A 14,200-nucleotide genomic window follows, 5' to 3' on the forward strand; every position below is an offset into this window, starting at 1 on the left:
ATGGCGCACGGAGACACCACGGGAGGCTTCGAGAAGTCCGCAGGCTGGCTCGACTGGTACGACGGCCCCACCAAGCCCACGTTCCGCCTGCCGGCCGACGCAGTCGACGCGCACTGCCATGTGTTCGGGCCCGGCGAACGGTTCCCTTACGCCCCCGAGCGGAAGTACACCCCGTGCGATGCCTCGGCGGAGCAGCTCTTCGCGCTGCGCGACCACCTCGGCTTCGACCGCAACGTGATCGTCCAGGCGACCTGCCACGGCGCCGACAACCGGGCACTGGTCGATGCGCTGCAGCACAGCGGCGGCCGCGCCCGCGGCGTCGCCACGGTCCGCCGCGACGTGACCGAGGAGCAGCTGGCCGAGCTGCACGCGGCCGGCGTCCGCGGGATCCGGTTCAACTTCGTCAAGCGCCTCGTCGACCGGGTGCCCACCGACTCGCTCGAGGAGATAGTCGCGAAGATCGCGCCGCTCGGCTGGCACGTGGTCATCTACTTCGAGGCCGCGGACCTGCCGGAGCTCTACGACTTCTTCTCCGCGATCCCGACCGACGTCGTCATCGACCATATGGGCCGGCCCGACGTGTCCAAGGACCCGGACGGCCCTGAGTTCGCACTGTTCCTGCGCTTCATGCGCGAGAACACCAATGTGTGGACCAAGGTCTCCTGCCCAGAGCGCCTGTCCGTCACCGGCCCGCACGCTCTCGACGGCGAACAGCACGCCTACACCGACGTGGTGCCGTTCGCCCGACGCGTGGTCGAGGAGTTCCCCGACCGCGTGCTGTGGGGAACCGATTGGCCCCACCCCAACCTCAAGGACCACATGCCCGACGACGGGCTGCTGGTCGACTACATCCCACAGATCGCGACGACGCCCGAGCTCCAGCAGAAGCTACTCGTGGACAACCCGCGCCGCCTCTACTGGCCCGAAGGAGCATGACATGGCACTCGACAAGCCGTACAAGGACGTTCCCGGCACGATCATCTTCGACGCGGAGATGGCCCGCAAGGGATACCACCTCAACCAGTTCTCGATGTCGCTGATGAAGCCCGAGAACCGCAAGCGCTACCTGGCCGACCGCGAGGCGTACCTCGATGAGTGGCCCCTTTCGCCCAAGCAGCGCCAGGCTGTGCTGGATATGGACCTCAACGCCATGATGGCCGAGGGCGGCAACATCTACTTCCTGAGCAAGATCGGCGCCACGCACGGCCTGAGTTTCCAGCAGATGGCCGGCTCCATGACTGGCATGTCCGAGGCCGCCTACCGCGACATGATGATCGGCGGCGGACGCCACCCCGAGGGCAACCGCCTCAAGGACCTCGACGGCTGGGTCCCGCCGGCGCGGCGCGAGAAGTCCGAGACCATGCGCGAGAACGCCCCGGCGAAGTACACGTCGGCGCTGTTCACCTCGCATGTCCCGGCGATCGGTGCCGCGATGGACCTCGGCAAAACCGAGGAGCCGTACTGGAAGAAGGTGTTCTCCGGGTACGAGTGGACCCGCAGGTGGGCCAAGGAGAATACGCCCGACGTCGTCATCCTCGTCTACAACGACCACGCCACGGCCTTCGACTCGTCGATCATCCCCACCTTCGTGCTCGGCACCGGGGCAGAGTACCCGGTCGCGGACGAGGGCTACGGCCCCCGCCCTGTGCCCGATGTGAAGGGCTACCCGGAGTTCGCCGCGCACATCGCGCAGTCGGTCATCCAGGACGACTTCGACCTCACCCTCGTCAACGAGATGGTCGTGGACCACGGGCTCACCGTGCCGCTCTCGCTCGTCTTCGGCGACGTCGAGGAGTGGCCATGCAAGGTCATCCCGCTGGCCGTCAACGTGGTGCAGTATCCGGTGCCTTCCGGCCGCCGCTGCTACGAGCTCGGCAAGGCCCTTCGCCGCGCCCTCGACAAGTGGGACGGCCCGGAGCTCAACGTGCAGATCTGGGGCACCGGCGGCATGAGCCACCAGCTCCAGGGTCCGCGTGCCGGCCTCATCAACGAGGAGTGGGACAACGCGTTCCTCGACCACCTCATCGCCGACCCGCTGGGCCTGACCGAGTGGGATCATATGGAGTACGTCGATGAGGCGGGCTCCGAAGGCATCGAGCTCGTCGATTGGCTGATCGCGCGCGGCGCGATGGACGACCAGTTCGGCGGCGAGGCGCCTTCTGTTGACCACCGGTTCTACCACGTGCCGGCGTCGAACACCGCCGTCGGCCACCTTGTTCTCACGAACCCGACCGACTGACCGCATCCCGCATCCGCAACAAAGGAGCCCCCATGACTGACAAGATCCGTGTGGCCGTCGTCGGCGCCGCAGGCGCCTTCGGCATGAAACATCTCGACGGCCTGATGAACGTCCCCGATGCCGAGGTGACCGTCGTCAGCGGCACGCGGCTCGAACCGACCCAGGCAGTCGCCGCGAAGTACGGCGTCGCCAACGCCGTCGTCGGGCTCGACGCCGTGCTCGAGCGCGACGACGTCGATGCCGTCATCCTCGCCACGCCCACGGGTCTGCACGCCTCGCAGATGCAGGAGGTCCTCAAGGCCGGCAAGCACGTGCAGGTCGAGATCCCGCTCGCCGACTCGCTCGCCGACGCCGAGGCGACGCTCGCAGCGGCCGAGGCGTCCGACCGCGTCGCCATGGTGGGCCACACGCGGCGGTTCAACCCCTCGCACCAGCTCGTGCACAACCGGATCGCCGAGGGCTCGTTCAACGTGCAGCAGATGGACGTGCAGACGTACTTCTTCCGCCGCACGAACACGAATGCCAAGGGCGAGCCGCGCTCCTGGACCGACCACCTACTGTGGCACCACGCCGCGCACACTGTCGACCTGTTCGCCTACCAGGCGGGCAAGATCGTGCAGGCGAACGCGATCCAGGGCCCCATCAACCCGGATCTGGGCATCGCGATGGACATGTCGATCCAGCTCAAGAGCGAGACCGGGGCAATCTGCACCCTGTCCCTCTCGTTCAACAACAACGGCCCGTTCGGCACGTTCTTCCGCTACATCGGCGACACCGAGACGTACATCGCGCGCTACGATGACCTCTTCAACGGCCGCGACGAGCAGATCGACGTCTCGAAGGTGGCGGTGAGCATGAACGGCATCGAGCTGCAGGACCGCGAGTTCGTCAGCGCGATCCGCGAGGGGCGCGAGCCGAACTCGTCGATCCGCCAGGTCATCGACTGCTACCGCGTGCTCGGCGCGCTTGAGAAGCAGCTAGCGTGAGGCTACCCCCCACCGGTCTGGGCTGTATGTCGCTGAGCCACGCGTACGGCGTCCCCCCGTCGCGTGACGAGGGGCTGGCGTTGCTGCGCGCAGCTCTCGATGAAGGTATCGGGATGCTCGACACGGCAACACTGTACGGCGGCGGCCGCAACGAAGAGCTTGTAGGTGCCGCGATCGCGGGGCGCCGCGACGAGGTCTTCCTTGCGAGTAAGTGCGGGATGGCGTCCGTTGACGGCGTGAAAGTCATCGATGGACGCCCCGATACGCTGCGCGCACAGGTCGATGCTTCGTTGAGCCGCCTTGGCGTCGATTACATCGACCTGTACTACCTTCACCGGTGGGACAAGAACGTGCCGATCGGCGACAGCGTCGGCGCGCTGGCCGAGATGGTCGCCGCGGGCAAGATCGGCGCAGTCGGTCTGTCCGAGGTGTCGGTCGCGCGACTGCGCGAGGCGCAGTCAATCACCCCTATCGCGGCCGTGCAGAACGAGTACTCGCTGTGGAGTCGCAATGCCGAGCTTGGCATGCTCGACGCCACCCGCGAGGACGGCGTGACCCTGGTTGCGTTTTCGCCGGTCGCAAGGGGTTTCCTCGCCGATGCGGTCAAGGACCCAGGTAAGCTGGCCCCAAACGACATCCGCCGCAGCATGCCGCGCTTCCAGCCCGAGCACTGGGGTGCGAATGCGACGCTGCTGGCCTCTTGGCGCGAGCTGGCTGCGGAGGCCGGTTGCACCCCAGCACAGCTCGCGCTGGTCTGGCTGCTCTCCCGCGGCGATCACGTTCTGCCGATCCCGGGAACAACGAGCGTCGCGCACCTGCGTAAGAACATGGCGGCGGCCGACATCTCTGTCGACGGAGCGCTGCTGACGCGGGCCGGCGAGCTGATTGGCACGGCCACCGTCTCTGGCGCGCGATATGCGCCAGCATCTGCTGCCGAAGTAGACGCCGAGACTTTCGAGGATGCCGCATGAGGGCGATCTCGTCGATGGCCACCCGCCACGTTCTCGCCGACCTCGCTGAAGCTGCCGCCGGGGCCGGGCTACCGCTTCTGCAGATTGAATCCGTAGGCGGAGTGGACGCCGCCCAGCGGGTGGCCGCCGGCGAGCCGTTCGACCTTGTGTTCCTCGCTGAGGACGCTCTGCAACGCCTCGCTGCCGAGGGGCACGTCGATCCGGCATCCATCGCCCCGATCGTACTGTCGGAGGTCGCCGTAGGCGTGGCCGCACGCAGCGCCGATGTAGCCACATGTTCCGAAGGCACGGCCTTTGCGAATGCCGACGAGCTTCGCGGCGCCCTGCGCGCGGCATCCCGCATCGGATATTCCACCGGACCGAGCGGCACCGAGCTATTGCGAATGATCGACCGCTGGGGCATGACCGATGAGGTCAGCGACCGGCTTGTGCAGGCCCGTCCAGGCGTACCCGTGGCGCGCCTGCTCGCCGAGGGAGAGGTCGATCTCGGCCTGCAGCAGCTCAGCGAACTGGTCGGGCAACCCGGCGTGTGCATCCTCGGCGTTCTCCCGGCCGACTGCGCGATTATCACGGTCTTCGCGGCTGCTGTCGCGGCATCCTCCAACAACGCGGCTCGTGCCGCGGAGGTGTTGGCCTTCTTCCGCTCGGACCTCTCGGCATCTATCAAGTCGTCGCACAGTTTTCGCGCGCCCTGAGGCCCTGCCGTGACGGATTGACTGATGCGGGTCCTGCAGACGCGGAGAAACCCGTCTTCGGTGACACCGCCGCCGTAGACCTTGACGTTAGCGGCCGGCCAGATTTTCCGCATGTTCGCCTCACCCCTAAGGAAGGCCTTGGTGGATTGGATTTCAGATGGACGTGTATCCGCCGTCGGCGTTGATAACGGATCCAGTCAGTGCGGAGGAGGCGTCACTGGACAGGAACAGAACGACATTCGCGATCTCCTCCGGTCGGCGCAGTGCGACAGCCCATTTGTTGCAGATGACAACACCCGTGAGGTCGACGTCGATGACGCGTTGCCAATTCGACATGTCGAGCTCGTGTAGCGGTGTCTTGACCTCGGGAATGCCGGCGCGGCACCGGCATCGGCAAGTTTGCGGGCTATGAGCATCCTGTTTTCTTACTCCTTCGGATCTTCGGCTGGGCGTCCTGTCAGGACCGGTAGGGGCTCAGACGCCGGCCACTCGCGGTACGCCGCGGTCGGCTGCGAGCTTGGTGATGTCCCTTCCGGCCCGGCAGCCGAATACCAGGGCGGGGCCGATGTGGGAGCCATATTCGGGGTAGCCGCCCCCGAAGACGCCGACGGCGGCGGCGCCGACGGCGATGAGGCCGGGAATAGCGGTTCCCTCTTCGGTTGTTACTTCGGAGCGTTCGTTAACGCCGATGCCTGCGAAGCTGCCCAGATCGCCCATCTGGATCTTGGCGGCATAGTAGGGGCCGTTGCCGACCGGGGCAAGGTTGGGGGTCGGTTTGTGTTCCATGTCGCCGCGGAAGTGGTTGTAGAGAGTGGAGCCGCGGCCGTACGCCGGGTCCTCTCCGCGTTCCGCGGCGGGGTTGAATTCGGCCACTGTTTCCTTGAGCCCTGCGGCGTCGATGCCGAGCTTGCCGGCCAGCTCCGCCAGGGTGTCCCCTGTCGCGGACCTCCGATCCGCCGCTGCACAGCTACGCGAACTTATCGCCGCCGGCGTCGGCGTCGCCCTCGATGACTACGGGACGGCGTATTCGTCCCTGGCCATGCTGCGCGACCTTCCCCTCACCGGGCTCAAGCTCGACAAATCCTTCATCGACACCATCGACTCCGACCCCACCTCTGCCATCCTCGTCTCCGGTGTTATCGCCCCGGCCAAAGCCCTGGGCCTCACCACCACTGCCGAGGGTGTCGAACGACAAACCCAACTGACCATCCTGCAAGAGCTAGGCTGCGACACCGCCCAGGGCTACCTCATCTCCCGCCCCCTCCCCGCTGACCAGCTCGACACAGTCCTGCGGGCCAAACAAGCACGCACTGAGCCCCGGCACACCCCCGCGCCGCCCGTTCCCGTACATGCCGCGTTCACCGACAGCCCCTAGGCTCGGCAGGGTGCAAGAAATCACGGAAAACGCGGAATTCCCCGCCGACGTTCCCGCTTCAGACTGGTCCGGCCTGCGGACCGGCCAGATGGTGACCATCACCGAACAAGGACACCCCGCCAGCAACGGAACCATCGACGCCATCACCCCGGATGCATCCATCCTCTGGGTCCGGCTGCCTGGCCCTTCACCGCGGCGCCTGTTCCTGTGCACCGACCCGGTGACCATCCACCCCTCGCACTATGAGCATCTCCGGCGTCAACCGCCCGGGGTTCAGGGGTCGCCGTAGTACTCGCCGAAAACCGGGCGGATATGAGGCTAACCCAGTAGCGCGAAGTCCGTCCTCTGAGCGCCATCCTGTCGAACCTGCGGTGGTTCAGTTTCGCGAGCAAGGCCAAAACGGGACTGCCCCGGCTTTTGTTGACTCGGTGACCTGCCCCAGGGATTGGTTACCCGAAATGGTTTGAGTTTTGGGCTCTCGCTGAGAGGCTTTCAGACATGCCAAGACCCTATCCACCGGAATTCCGCGCACGGGCAGTCGCCCTGGTCCGGGCCGGCAAACCCATTAGCCGAGTGGCCGCCGAGCTGGGCATCAGCGAGGGCGGCCTGCACAACTGGGTTCGTCAGGACCAGATCGACCGTGGCGAACGGCCCGGACTGACGACTCCGTAGAGCGCCGAGCTCGCCAAAGCCAGGAAGCGGATCCGGCAGCTGGAAACGGAAGTGGAGATCCTCAAGCGTGCAGCGAAGCTGCTCGTTGAGGGCCGGCCGGACCCAAAAGGATCCACCCGGTGATCGGAGAACTTACCGGCGCCGGGTTCCCCACGAAGGTCTGTTGCCGGCTGCTGGGGGTAAGCAGCCCGGGCTACTACAAGTAACGGAAGAGGCCGATGTCACCGACCAGGATGCGCCGGCAATGGCTGACCGGGCTCACCCGGGCGGTCCATGCCGAAAGCCGAGGAACTTACGGGTCCCGCCGGATCCATGCCGAACTGACACGGGGCATGAACGTCACCGTCAGCGAGCATCTGGTCGCGGAGCTGATGAGCCTGGCCGGAATTGCCGGCCTTCCCGGGCCGGCCAAGGTCAAACGCCTGCGAGGCATCGCCACCAGCTTTTGCCCTCGTGCACCGCAAATTCTTTGCGTCTGTCGCCGAACGAGCTCTGGGTCACGGACATCACCGAGCATCCCACCACTTGGATTCCAGTCATCGTCGCAACACCGGTTTGTTAGCTGGGTTCAAGTAAAGCACGGAGGCGTTCGGCTGGGGTGTCCCAACCGAGGCTTTTGCGTGGGCGTGCATTGAGTTCTGCGGCGACTTGTTGGAGCTCGTCGGGGGTGTGTCTGGAGAGGTCTGTTGCTTTGGGGAAGTATTGGCGCAGCAGCCCGTTGGTGTTCTCGTTGCTGCCGCGCTGCCACGGGCTGGCGGGATCACAGAAGTACACGTCCATGTCTGTTGCGACGCGGAAAGAGACGTGCCCGGACATTTCTGCACCCTGGTCCCAGGTCAGGGACCGGCGCAGTGTGGCAGGGAGCTGAGCTACGGTTTTCACGAGACCATCTCGCACTGTTTCGGCGGTGTGGTCATGGTGGAGGTGCACGAGCGTGACGAAGCGGCTGGATCGCTCGACGAGAGTTCCGATCGCTGATCGGCTCATCGTGCCGACGATCAGGTCTCCTTCCCAGTGGCCAGGGATTGCGCGGTCGTCGGCCTCGGCGGGGCGTTCGGTTATGGAGATCATGGGGTCCACGAAACGGCTGGTCCTCTGCGCGGGGTCGCGTCGGGGTTTCCGGGTTGTTCGCCCGCGACGCATCGCGGCCGCGATCTCCCGCTTCAGAGCGCCTCGACTCTGGATATAGATCGCCTGATAGATCGTCTCCGTACTCACCCGCATCCTTTGATCGTCGGGGAAGTCTTTCACCAACCGGTTGCTGATCTGTTCCGGTGACCACCTCTTCCGAAGCTTCCCCTCAACATAGGAGCGCAAACCACGGCGGCATTCAAGCTTGCGTGTGCGCTGTCTCGGCCGGCGCGATGCGGCTAGACGGTGAGCTGCGTAGGGCAGGTAGCCGACTGTCGTGGCGGTGTTCCGGCACAGTTCCCGGCTGATCGTTGACGGGCTTCGCCCCAGCGCTCGGGCGATCGCTCTCATCGATTCGCCACGGCTGCGCAGATCGTGGATCTGCTCGCGTTCGATGAGGCTGAGGAAGCGGGCATCGACAAGCGTTTCAAGGCGTGCCAGATCAACCGGCACCCCTCTCGTATAGGCCTCACGCGGGTTCTTCACATTCGCCAGTATTGCCGCTCGACGGTAGAGCACGACGCGCCCGTCCGGGTACGCGCGTCCTCCTGTGACTTGCTTGATGCCCTTGTCCCAGTCCTGGGCGGAGCGCTTATCGATACCGACCCGTTTGGCTGCTTCAGCACGGCTGAGACCGTCGGCGCGGAGACGCTGGAACTGCGCCCGTTGAGCGCGGGTGTCTTTGCCCGTGAAGATCCCCGCTTGATGGGCCCATTTGTAACACGTGACTCGGACGAAGCCGAGCTCCTTCGCGACCATCGAGACGTTGGCCGTGAGCTTCAGTCGTCGGAAAAATTCGGCTTTCTCCTCGGCGGTGTACATCCGACTCTTAGCGCGGGTAGTAGAGACGCTTGCCTCCTGACGCCACCGATAGCAAGCGTCCACGCTCAGCCCGAGTTCGGCCGCAACGGCACGGATCGTGCCGCCTCGATCCAGGCGCCGAAAGAACTCCTCCCGCTCCTTGGCTTTGTACTGCACATTCTCTCTACCCCTCGGTCGCCCGACCATCGCACACACCCTCACGCTCAGAGTGTTGCGACGATGACTGGAATCCAAGCCAGGGAGGGCAAGGTCTACTGCTGCGCCGTGATGGACACCAACAGCTGCCGGATCGTGGGCTGGTCGATCGACAGCAACCAGGACTCCGCCCTGGTCGTTAACGCCCTGGACATGGCCATGAGAAACCGCCGGCCCGTCCCGGGCGGGATCGTCCATGCCGACCACGGCGTCCAGTTCACCTCCTGGGCCTTCACCAACAAGATCCGCTCGGCCGGCCTGATGCCCTCGTTCGGGACGATCGGGGACGGCTATGACAACGCGATGATGGAATCCTTTTGGTCCAGCATGCAGATCGAGCTCTTGAACAGGAAACGCTGGAAGACCCGCACCGATCTGGCCAACGCGATCTTCGCGCTCCTTTCGAGATTTTCTACAACCGCCAGCGCCGCCATTCCGGACTGGACTATCGGACTCCGATCGAGCACGAGCTACACTGCCAGCACCCATCCCAAACAGCCTGAGACTCATTCTTCACGGGGTAACCAATCCCTGCGGCAGGTCAAGCTGTCAACTAAACCTTCAGCAGTCCCTATATTCTGGTGCCATGCCCCGATCAACTGTCACCGATCCTGCTGCACCGAAGCCGGTGGGGCCATATTCTCACGCCGCGTCCGGACCGGGGGATTTGCTCTATGTCTCTGGCCAGACCCCCATTGATCCGGCGACGGAGGCACTCATCCATGGAGGAATCGACGCCCAGACCGAGCGTGTGTTCGCCAACCTAGCGTCAGTGCTCGCGGCCGCGAATCGCAGCTTTGCGGACGTAGTGAAGGTCAATGTCTACCTGATTGACATGGCCGATTTTGCCTCGATGAACAGTGTCTACGCGAGGGTCTTTTCTGAGCCGTACCCGGCCCGAACCACCGTCGCAGTCGCCGGGCTCCCACTTGGAGCCCGAGTCGAAATCGAGGTCGTCGCGGCATCTAGGGAAGCCGACTAAGACTCGACGGGTCGCCGTTGGCTGGGCACGTCGGACTTCTTGAGCCCGAGGCTTGGAAGTAGCGCACACGCTGATCCGTACGAGGCGTCCACGGCACTTGACCGTCGTCAGTCTTGCGCGGTGGCTGCCTCTCCCATCCGGGTCAGGGCGAGAGTGAGGATGGCGCTTGAGGTCGCGAAGTTGAGACGCACATACCCGTCTCCTCCGGAACCGAAAATGTGCCCGGAGTTGAGCGCGACCCGCGCCTTGTCGTGGAACAGTTTCGCAGGCCCGTCGACGTCGGTGGCGACCCCGAACGTCGTGCTCGCCGCGGTGATGCGTGGAATGGCGAGCTGCCCGCAATTGAGCCAGGCCAGATAGGTGCCCTCCGGTGGGATCCACGGCAGCTGAGGCACCAGAAAAAGCAGACCCGACCATCGTGGAGCCAGTAAAGAACGAGCCATCGGACCAAGGGCCGTTCTGCGATTTGACGAACACCGCAGCCAGAATCACCGCCTCGTCAGCGGCCGTCGAGTGCCCGCCAAGCGATCGTCGATCGGGCAGACCCGCACAACGGGTTGCCGAGTAGAATCCGGGGATACCCGTCGCGTACTTCTCGTTCCTAGCCATCGCCGTCGTCCTGACCGTGATCCCGGGCCGGCGATCGTGCTCATCATGAAGAACGCCGTCATCCGCGGCAGACGAGGAGCACTCATCACGGCGGCCGGAGTGTTTTCGAGCGACCTCGTATGGGTGACGGCCTCGATCGCCGGCCTGGCCGCGTTGCTGGTCGCCTACCGTCCGGCCTTCGAGGCGCTTCGGTTCCTCGCGGCGGCGTACCTGATCTACCTCGGGCTCCGACTCCTCCTCAGCCGCGGACACGGCGTGGCCGATGACGAGACGGCGACGCTCGACGCGCGGGGCCCGGCACGGCGGGGATATGCCGAAGGAGCGCTGTCCGAGCTGTCAAATCCGAAAACGCTCCTCATCTTCACGACGGTCATCCCACCGTTCCTCCCGATTCACCCAACCCCCTTGGGTGTAGCCGTCTACGGGCTCACATTCGCCGTGGTCGGATTCGCGTCGAGCATCGCCTACGCACTCGTGTTCAGCGCCTCGCGACCACTCGTCAAAGGCCCCCGGGTCAAGAACCTGCTCTTCCGCGGCAGCGGAGGAGTGCTGACAGCTTTCGGCGTCGGCCTCGCCGTCGAAGGCGCACGGGAACTCTGATGCCAAGCCGTGGTCACACCGTGACGGTCACGCCATCCTGCCCTCCCACAGGAACTGGTCCGGCTGCGCCGCTACGGACTGATCATCGTCGATGAAGTCGGCTACATCCCGTTCGAGCAGGACGCCGCGAACCTGTTCTTCCAGCTCGTCTCATCACGCTACGAACAAGCGTCCCTGATCCTGACCTCGAACCTGCCCTTCGCCCGCTGGGGAGACGTGTTCGGAGACCAGGTCGTCGCCTCCGCAATGATCGATCGCATCGTCCACCACGCCGTAGTCATCACCCTCAAAGGCTCCAGCTACCGACTCAAACATGCACAGACAGACTCCCTGCCCTCGACAAGACCGGAAAATCAGGCAGAATAACCAACATCAACGTGGCTCACTTTTCCGCCCGCGACATGGCTCAATTTTCGACCATCGCTGACAGTCGGCAAAGGACCTGGAGGTTTGGTAATGGCACGGAATCGATTCACCGGTCAACCCGGACAAGTCTTCGCACCGCAGCGCCCCTCGGCAAGTGCATGATGTCGCGCATCGGGGTCGAGGCAGTTTCCGGACGCGAGGATGGCTCGCGTGTCCTGGACGCGGCGGACGCCCGGGAGCCCCTGCGTGACGTGAGGCGGTCTCGCGATGCCGCCAGGGATGTCGCCGCCCAGTACAACCTGCTTGCGTTCCGCGCAGCACGCAGGCACATACGCCCTGTCCGGACCGCTACCGCTGCAGGACTTCGGGCGCTACGCGGCCCTGTGCCCACAGTCCTGGCGAGTTCTCTGAGCTTCGTTGCCCATGAGGACGACGACCTGCTGTTCCAGAACCCTGATATCAGCGACTGGATCGCCTCCGGGCTGCCGCACTGCACCGCGTTCCTTTCCGCTGGCGAGTTCGATGGGCTGGCGAACCGCACGAGGGAGGAATACGCGGCAGACCGCCAGAACGGTGAACGAGCCGCCTATGCGCTCATGGCCGGAGTCCCGGACCACTGGGACCGGTCCAGCATGGACGTCGATGGCCGTCCGATTGAGATCGACACGCTCGCCGATGCGCCCGGCCTGGTCCAGCTGGTCTTCCTGTGCCTTCCCGACGGAGGAGACGCCAATCATCTGGACGCCTTGGGGAAGTTGTTCCGCGGGGAGTCCGCTTCACAACCAACGATCGTGCCCACGGGGGGACCGGTCGCCAACAGCCTGACGTATACTCGGGCGGAACTCATCAGTACTCTGACGTCCCTCATGGAGATTTTCCAGCCCACCATCATCCGGGCGCAGGATCCGTGCCCGGACCCGCGGGCCGCCGACGATCACCGGGACCACATAGCAACGGCACAGTTCGTGGCCGAGGCGGTGGCCGACTACCACGGCCCGGACAGTTGCCAGCACGCGGCGCTGGTCAACTACCGCTGCTACAGTATCGCCGGTTCGCAGCCCAACCTGACCGGGCAGCGATCCGCAGAGAAGGCCTCCATCTTCGCAACATACGCGGCATCGGACCCGCAAGCCCATGACCTCGGCTGGACCTCGTCGAGGTACTACCGGTGGCCCTCCGGAAGCGTGTGGGCGGCCCGCGACGGGCTGGGCACGCCTCGCGCGTTCGCCGTCCTGGACAGTCAGGTCATGGCGTGGCACCAGGACCCGATCAGTTGTCTGTGGGAAGGGCCCAAAGAACTTGGGGGTGGTCCCGTCGCTCCGCACCTGGCAGTGGGGCACAATGCCGACGGCCGGCTTGAGGTGTTTGCATTCCGGATCGACACCGGAGACATCACCACGGCGTTCCAGACCGGACCCGACCTCGCATTCTCCGACTGGGTCAACTTGGGCAGCCCCGACGGCACCGGATCGGCGGCCACAGGCACCCCCACCGTCGCCAGCAACCGGGACGGCAGGATGCAGGTTTTCGCGCGCAATCCCAGTGGCGGAATGAGCACCATTGCCCAAAATGGGCCCAACCTCAACTTTTCCGACTGGCAGGACGTCGACGGCGGAACGGACCTGATCAACGAGCCCGCCGCGGCCGTTGTGACAGCCGACGGCCGCATCGAGTTATTTGCCAGCAACGGCGACGGCGTGGAGCACTGGTTCCAGCCCGTCGCGAACGGGCCGCTGGAGCATGACCCGGCGTTTCCCTCGAGGGCCGCCGCGGGGGCCCCGCAGGCAGCAAAGGGGCGTGACTCCCTGTTGCGGGTGTTCTACAGAAATCCACAGGACGGCCACGTGCTGGCGTCGCTCCAGGCCGCCGTGAATGGCGGCTGGGATCCCATCGTGTCGGACCTGGGCGGTCCGGCGGGGCAGGGGCAGACCACGGTGCTGACGAGGCCGGCACCGGACGGCCGCCTGGTTCTGGCCACCCGCGCAGATCCGAGCACGGAGTACTTCGACCTGCAGGAAGATGACGGCACCTTTGCCGGACTCTGGACCGAGCTGCCCTGCTCCCTGATGGGTGTACCCGCAGTCGTGCTTCAGGCCAACAACGTGTTGGCGATGCTGGGCATTGGGACGGACGGCTTCCTCTACGTCAACCAGCAAACCATGGACGGTCCGCCCTTCGATTTCCAGGGCTGGATCCGCGCGGGAGCTTAGCCTTGATCCACCGAAGATGATCGAGGCACCGACGGCGGTCTAAACCGGGAATGAACGTTCTTAAAGGAAAAGGGAAACCAGATCCGCGGCCGCCTCGCAGCAGCCCGCAGCGAAGGCACCCACCCCAGCGCAGCCGTCACCACGGGCAACGGTGCCGTGAACGCCAGAGAGTCCCGCACGATGGCAACAGCAGCAGGTGTCAATGGCCAGTAGGGACTGAACGAGGTAAGAACGGCCCGAGCCTATAAGTAACGGCGCAACCGCGACCTAGATGATCGAGCTATTTCGGATATCGTATATGTCCTGATGGGTGGGGCCCCGGAAGAAGCATTCTTCGAATTCAGCCA

14 protein-coding genes and 3 pseudogenes are annotated in these 14,200 nt (G+C 65.0%); 13 read left to right on the forward strand and 4 right to left on the reverse strand.

Annotated features, from left to right (window positions below; translation table 11 throughout):
- The 5 genes from QMG72_RS16335 to QMG72_RS16355 are packed head-to-tail and all read left to right on the forward strand — an operon-like array spanning position 1 to position 4,891.
- Positions 1–936, forward strand: coding sequence for an amidohydrolase family protein (locus QMG72_RS16335; RefSeq protein WP_226773777.1), 936 nt, complete (start codon positions 1–3; stop codon positions 934–936).
- Position 937: 1 nt separating this feature from the next.
- The gene (locus QMG72_RS16340; RefSeq protein ID WP_226773778.1) at positions 938–2,239 is read left to right on the forward strand and encodes a protocatechuate 4,5-dioxygenase subunit alpha/beta; all 1,302 of its coding nucleotides are present in this window, start codon (positions 938–940) and stop codon (positions 2,237–2,239) included.
- A 32-nt stretch (positions 2,240–2,271) separates the two neighbouring features.
- Positions 2,272–3,225, forward strand: a complete 954-nt coding sequence (locus QMG72_RS16345) for a Gfo/Idh/MocA family oxidoreductase (protein ID WP_282360887.1) — start codon at positions 2,272–2,274, stop codon at positions 3,223–3,225.
- A gap of 26 nt (positions 3,226–3,251) precedes the next feature.
- Complete coding sequence (locus QMG72_RS16350; RefSeq protein ID WP_283481109.1) at positions 3,252–4,196, forward strand: aldo/keto reductase; 945 nt, start codon at positions 3,252–3,254, stop codon at positions 4,194–4,196.
- A complete protein-coding gene (locus tag QMG72_RS16355) occupies positions 4,193–4,891 on the forward strand; it encodes a substrate-binding domain-containing protein (protein WP_226773781.1) in 699 nt (232 codons plus the stop codon). Before QMG72_RS16350 ends, QMG72_RS16355 begins: the two co-directional genes overlap by 4 nt.
- A gap of 153 nt (positions 4,892–5,044) precedes the next feature.
- Here the strand turns inward: QMG72_RS16355 and QMG72_RS16360 are convergent, their stop codons facing one another.
- Together QMG72_RS16360 and QMG72_RS16365 are read right to left on the reverse strand one after the other, a co-directional pair.
- Positions 5,045–5,227: an SDR family oxidoreductase gene (locus QMG72_RS16360; protein WP_226773782.1), complete on the reverse strand. Its 183-nt coding sequence runs from the start codon at positions 5,225–5,227 to the stop codon at positions 5,045–5,047.
- Between the two features lie 138 nt (positions 5,228–5,365).
- Positions 5,366–5,872: an FAD-binding protein gene (locus tag QMG72_RS16365; RefSeq protein ID WP_349359743.1), complete on the reverse strand. Its 507-nt coding sequence runs from the start codon at positions 5,870–5,872 to the stop codon at positions 5,366–5,368.
- Between QMG72_RS16365 and QMG72_RS16370 the strand changes: the two genes are divergently transcribed.
- The 3 genes and pseudogenes from QMG72_RS16370 to QMG72_RS16380 all read left to right on the forward strand — a co-directional run.
- Positions 5,820–6,266, forward strand: a complete 447-nt coding sequence (locus tag QMG72_RS16370; RefSeq protein WP_283481110.1) for an EAL domain-containing protein — start codon at positions 5,820–5,822, stop codon at positions 6,264–6,266. The two genes, QMG72_RS16365 and QMG72_RS16370, sit on opposite strands and share 53 nt — an antisense overlap.
- A gap of 10 nt (positions 6,267–6,276) precedes the next feature.
- Entirely contained in the window at positions 6,277–6,555 is a 279-nt protein-coding gene (locus QMG72_RS16375) for a hypothetical protein (RefSeq protein ID WP_283481111.1), read from the forward strand.
- Between the two features lie 209 nt (positions 6,556–6,764).
- A pseudogene (locus tag QMG72_RS16380) lies at positions 6,765–7,461 on the forward strand (transposase); the annotation flags it as partial.
- 35 nt (positions 7,462–7,496) lie between these two features.
- On the opposite strand, the gene QMG72_RS16385 reads toward QMG72_RS16380, so the two are convergent.
- Positions 7,497–8,891: an IS30 family transposase gene (locus tag QMG72_RS16385; protein ID WP_502934670.1), complete on the reverse strand. Its 1,395-nt coding sequence runs from the start codon at positions 8,889–8,891 to the stop codon at positions 7,497–7,499.
- A gap of 231 nt (positions 8,892–9,122) precedes the next feature.
- Between QMG72_RS16385 and QMG72_RS16390 the strand changes: the two are divergent.
- A pseudogene (locus QMG72_RS16390) lies at positions 9,123–9,589 on the forward strand (transposase); the annotation flags it as partial.
- Between the two features lie 83 nt (positions 9,590–9,672).
- Positions 9,673–10,068, forward strand: a complete 396-nt coding sequence (locus QMG72_RS16395; protein ID WP_226773785.1) for a RidA family protein — start codon at positions 9,673–9,675, stop codon at positions 10,066–10,068.
- Positions 10,069–10,175: 107 nt separating this feature from the next.
- On the opposite strand, the gene QMG72_RS16400 is transcribed toward QMG72_RS16395, so the two are convergent.
- On the reverse strand, positions 10,176–10,463 hold the full coding sequence (locus QMG72_RS16400) for a hypothetical protein (protein ID WP_283481113.1): 288 nt from the start codon (positions 10,461–10,463) through the stop codon (positions 10,176–10,178).
- 118 nt (positions 10,464–10,581) lie between these two features.
- On the opposite strand from QMG72_RS16400, the gene QMG72_RS16405 reads away from it, so the two are divergent.
- The 3 genes and pseudogenes from QMG72_RS16405 (at position 10,582) to QMG72_RS16415 (ending at position 13,853) form a co-directional block, all read left to right on the forward strand.
- Entirely contained in the window at positions 10,582–11,277 is a 696-nt protein-coding gene (locus tag QMG72_RS16405; RefSeq protein WP_283481116.1) for a LysE family translocator, read from the forward strand.
- 42 nt (positions 11,278–11,319) lie between these two features.
- Positions 11,320–11,643 (forward strand): annotated as a pseudogene (locus tag QMG72_RS16410) (ATP-binding protein); the annotation flags it as partial.
- Between the two features lie 158 nt (positions 11,644–11,801).
- Positions 11,802–13,853, forward strand: a complete 2,052-nt coding sequence (locus QMG72_RS16415) for a DUF8189 domain-containing protein (RefSeq protein ID WP_283481117.1) — start codon at positions 11,802–11,804, stop codon at positions 13,851–13,853.
- Positions 13,854–14,200 lie beyond the last annotated feature (347 nt).

Origin of the sequence: Pseudarthrobacter sp. PH31-O2 (genome assembly GCF_030063265.1) — a bacterium.
In the GTDB taxonomy this organism is placed as follows: Bacteria; Actinomycetota; Actinomycetes; order Actinomycetales; family Micrococcaceae; genus Arthrobacter.

Excerpts from the sequence above, each read along its gene's own strand:
- QMG72_RS16415 (WP_283481117.1), top strand. The coding sequence starts at position 11,802 with ATGATGTCGCGCATCGGGGTCGAGGCAGTTTCCGGACGCGAGGATGGC.
- QMG72_RS16360 (WP_226773782.1), bottom strand. The coding sequence starts at position 5,227 with ATGTCGAATTGGCAACGCGTCATCGACGTCGACCTCACGGGTGTTGTC.
- QMG72_RS16345 (WP_282360887.1), top strand. The coding sequence starts at position 2,272 with ATGACTGACAAGATCCGTGTGGCCGTCGTCGGCGCCGCAGGCGCCTTC.
- QMG72_RS16350 (WP_283481109.1), top strand. The coding sequence starts at position 3,252 with ATGTCGCTGAGCCACGCGTACGGCGTCCCCCCGTCGCGTGACGAGGGG.
- QMG72_RS16340 (WP_226773778.1), top strand. The coding sequence starts at position 938 with ATGGCACTCGACAAGCCGTACAAGGACGTTCCCGGCACGATCATCTTC.
- QMG72_RS16385 (WP_502934670.1), bottom strand. The coding sequence starts at position 8,891 with ATGTACACCGCCGAGGAGAAAGCCGAATTTTTCCGACGACTGAAGCTC.
- QMG72_RS16335 (WP_226773777.1), top strand. The coding sequence starts at position 1 with ATGGCGCACGGAGACACCACGGGAGGCTTCGAGAAGTCCGCAGGCTGG.
- QMG72_RS16355 (WP_226773781.1), top strand. The coding sequence starts at position 4,193 with ATGAGGGCGATCTCGTCGATGGCCACCCGCCACGTTCTCGCCGACCTC.
- QMG72_RS16395 (WP_226773785.1), top strand. The coding sequence starts at position 9,673 with ATGCCCCGATCAACTGTCACCGATCCTGCTGCACCGAAGCCGGTGGGG.